This window comes from Boseongicola sp. (genome assembly GCF_057460485.1).
The window spans coordinates 1-3,361 of the sequence record NZ_JBVCWP010000373.1; the positions used below are offsets into that span (position 1 = coordinate 1).

The following is a 3,361-nucleotide window of genomic DNA, read 5'->3' on the forward strand; positions in this document are numbered from 1 at the left end:
ATCTGGGCAAGTCAGGTCGCGGTTGGCAATGAGAACAACCTGACCTTGGCTGTCTACGGCACCAAAGGTTCGCTTCGCTGGGCCCAGGAAAACCCCAACGTTCTATGGTTCACCAAATTTGGGCAAGCCCCCCAAATGATCACCCGCGGAGGTGGAGCCGCTAACAGTGCCGCCGCCGCTGTCACGCGAATTCCAGCCGGCCATCCAGAAGGTTATCTGGAAGCCTTCGCAACACTCTATCGAGAGGCCGCTGACGTCATCACAACGCAGAACCGGTCCGCTGCGACAATTGGCATCATTGAGGGGCTGGATGGAGTGCGCTTTGTAGACGCTTGCCAACGTTCTTCGCGCAATCGGGCATCGTGGGTCGACCTTCGCTAGCTTCCTTACAAGTTTCGCAAACCGGACGTTGGCGGCACTATGACGAATTCACACAATGGGCTCAGACCTGCCGTTCGCTGCGCTATGCATCGAGGTCCGCTAAGCGGACCAAGCGGTCGTTAGACACATAGCTTCATCATCGCAACACTGCACTAAATTGTGGCCTTGATCTAAGTCAAAATGGGGGTATCGCTACTAACTCATACTCCCTCTTGTGTGACGGGTCGGCGTTGTCTGCCTGTAGAGATGAAATGGGAGGAATTATTTGATGCATAGTATCAAATTCGGGGCCGTCGCCGTTCTACTGGCTGGGCTATTTTTGGTGACACCTTGGTCCAAGGCCCGCGCTGAAACCTTCACGGGCACAAATGTCGATAGTCGGGTTATAGTGGGCCTAAATGCTGACCCAACGGCCGTGCAAGAACTGTTGCCAGAGGGATGGACTTCCATGCCTTACCCTAACGGGCCACTCAAAGGGGCCAACCTGCTGGTATCTTTTGTAGATGGCGTGTTGATGGTTGATGCCGAGGGCAAACCTCTTGCGCCAGAAAGTCGTAGAGCAATTATTTTCCTAGGGCTTGGAAAAGAAGACGGAGGCGATGCCACTCGGATTTATGTAATGCGCGTTTACACATCGGAGCCGGAGAATGACCCTTATCAGGTTAACGTCTCTGCCGAGATCACACGCGTGAACTCGTTGGCCGGCCCTGCTGCCGGTGGGCGGCAAAGCACAGATGCTTGGAGGATGACCGCAACCGGCGGAGAACTTGCCATGTCGCTCAACTATACGACAGGTAATCGGAGTTGGAGTTCCAGCGAGGCGTTGTCCTATTCGTCCACGAACCCCGATTTCTACCGGATCTATCGGTATGACAGCGTTACAGATCTCGTAATGAGCTCTGCGATCGGAAAACCAATAACTGGTGATTACAGCATGACGAGCTCTGTGCCCGAACTCGCGGACATCTTCGACGGCAGTCAAGAGACCATTGCAATCCTCGATATTCCAGTTCGTGTGCGAAAGGTTTTCCTACCCTAACAGCTGACGTATGTTTAAGTCGCAGCGGGACAATTGCCTGTTGTTCCGTACCCAGCTAGGACAGTCTTACGTTGGCGTTATGTTTTTTGGAGCGGGCGCTTTGGGCTCTGAGCGAACGTTCGCTGCGGCCAGCATCAATGACCGCTCTGCCGGACAAAGCTGCAGTCGAGGTCCATGCTAAGAAAGCTTAACGGGCTTGCCGTGGGGCGTGCGCTTGTACGCAGACCGCCAAGCCTCGGCGCGCTGCTCTAGTTCTTGCACGGTAACAATCTCATTGGTTGAGGTCACTTCGCCAAGCGCCTCAACAACCGCCGCCACATATGTCTCGACATTGTCCGGCCGTCCTTCTTCATGCAGTTTTCGGCGCAGTGCCCCGTTCATTGCCTTGGCCCATTGATCAGCAGAAACATGGCCTGCCTCAATCAGTGCCTGACTTATTCCGTAGGCTTCGGCTTGCCACGGCGCGTCAAATCCCTCGGGCACTTTACTCTGCAATGGCAAGAAACCGCTCCCAGATTTCGACATTGACTTCGTCTGCCGATCCCTGATGCTCTTCAAAAAGATCACCAAGGGCAAAAGCAACAGTATAAAGCGGCTCGAAGGTTTTGACGTTCTTCACATTATCCTCTGGCACGCCATGTGCACCGTGATAGGCAATCACCCTGCCATCTCTACCGCGCACATATTGCGGTAGGCGCGTATGACCGCTTGGGGCATTCAGGCTGACCTGCACACCATCGCCAGATGCAAACGCAGGCTGGCCATCGAAAGGACCATCAAATCTGGCCGACACCATAGTAGCGGCTTGTGCATCCATTCCTGACTCGGGCAATCCAACTCCAGATGCGATGGTACCGTCGCTGCGTCCAGTGGCCAACTCTTTTGCCGTTACAAGGCCGCTACCAACTAGCATCGCCATTGTTCCGCGCATCCATTGTTCGAAATAGGCCGACGTCAGATACTCCAGAGGCGGCAATTGTTCGCGCGTATAACGGAACTTGTCGACGCTGTAGTCCGATGCGGCCGTCACAGATATAGTGATGCCGAAGGCTCGCGCCTCCCATTCTGTCGGAAAGGGTGGATCGGACTCTGTGACCTCGATTGGACCAAAGCCTTGGCGACCACCAACATCATGAATTCCATCCATGGGTCAGCCCCTACTCGTCTTTGTCGTTAGATCGCGATCAGTCCCGATCATGCTGTTACGTGTGACAAGTGTGGCAAGTGTACCTTCGTCCCAATCTTGGGTGCCGAACGGGCGTTGTGGCAAAACAAGGTATCGTACTTCGGCTGTGCTGTCCCAAACCTTAACCTGCACATCTTCAGGTAATTCCACGCCAAACTCTGACAAGACCACGCGCGGATTACGCACCGCACGCGAACGATACGCCTCTTTTTTGTACCATGATGGCTGCAAGCCCAACACACCGTGCGGGTAACAGGAGCAGAGCGTGCAAACGACCAGATTATGAACTGCGTTGGTGTTCTCGACGACCTTGAGGTGAGCCAAAAACCACCCGTCGACTTCAAGTTCCTTGAGCGCCGCTGTTCCGTCATCAAGCAAACGCGCCTTGAAATCCGGATCGCACCATGCACGAGCGACGATGCCCGCACCAACCTTCGGTCCAACCTTTTCGCTATATGTTTCAACCCAGACATCTACTGCCTCAGACGTCAGAAGTCCCTTTTCAACGAGCAGACTTTCCATCGCTTTCACCCGCAAAGCAGGATCAGATGGTATGTGGGAATGAACGTGCTCGTGAATTTCGGCTGCGTCTTCAGGATCATATGACGGCATGACAGATACTCGCTTCCATGTTTGGTCTAAGACTAGCGACCGAGCCCATGACTTGTCTATAACTGCGCAAGAGATGACTGCTTCGGGCTCAGACCTGCCATTCGCTGCGCTGTGCACCAAGGTCCGCTCAGGGCCGGGAGCCG

General features: G+C 54.4%; 5 protein-coding genes. 2 read left to right on the forward strand and 3 right to left on the reverse strand.

The window, feature by feature from the left end; translation table 11 throughout:
* On the forward strand, positions 1–381 hold a 381-nt coding region (locus tag AC221Y_RS22235), incomplete at its 5' end, for a Gfo/Idh/MocA family oxidoreductase (protein ID WP_486708483.1).
* A gap of 268 nt (positions 382–649) precedes the next feature.
* Positions 650–1,420: a hypothetical protein gene (locus tag AC221Y_RS22240; protein ID WP_486708484.1), complete on the forward strand. Its 771-nt coding sequence runs from the start codon at positions 650–652 to the stop codon at positions 1,418–1,420.
* A 177-nt stretch (positions 1,421–1,597) separates the two neighbouring features.
* Here AC221Y_RS22240 and AC221Y_RS22245 read toward each other — a convergent pair whose 3' ends face one another.
* Genes AC221Y_RS22245 through nthA form a run of 3 tightly spaced genes read right to left on the reverse strand, consistent with a single transcriptional unit; the run spans position 1,598 to position 3,218 of the window.
* Positions 1,598–1,921 (reverse strand): hypothetical protein, encoded by a 324-nt coding sequence (locus AC221Y_RS22245; RefSeq protein ID WP_486708485.1) that lies wholly within the window; start codon positions 1,919–1,921, stop codon positions 1,598–1,600.
* The gene (gene nthB / locus AC221Y_RS22250) at positions 1,905–2,567 is read right to left on the reverse strand and encodes a nitrile hydratase subunit beta (RefSeq protein ID WP_486708486.1); all 663 of its coding nucleotides are present in this window, start codon (positions 2,565–2,567) and stop codon (positions 1,905–1,907) included. The genes AC221Y_RS22245 and nthB overlap by 17 nt, the downstream gene beginning before the upstream one ends.
* Positions 2,568–2,570: 3 nt before the next feature.
* Complete coding sequence (gene nthA / locus AC221Y_RS22255) at positions 2,571–3,218, reverse strand: nitrile hydratase subunit alpha (protein WP_486708487.1); 648 nt, start codon at positions 3,216–3,218, stop codon at positions 2,571–2,573.
* Positions 3,219–3,361: the final 143 nt, after the last annotated feature.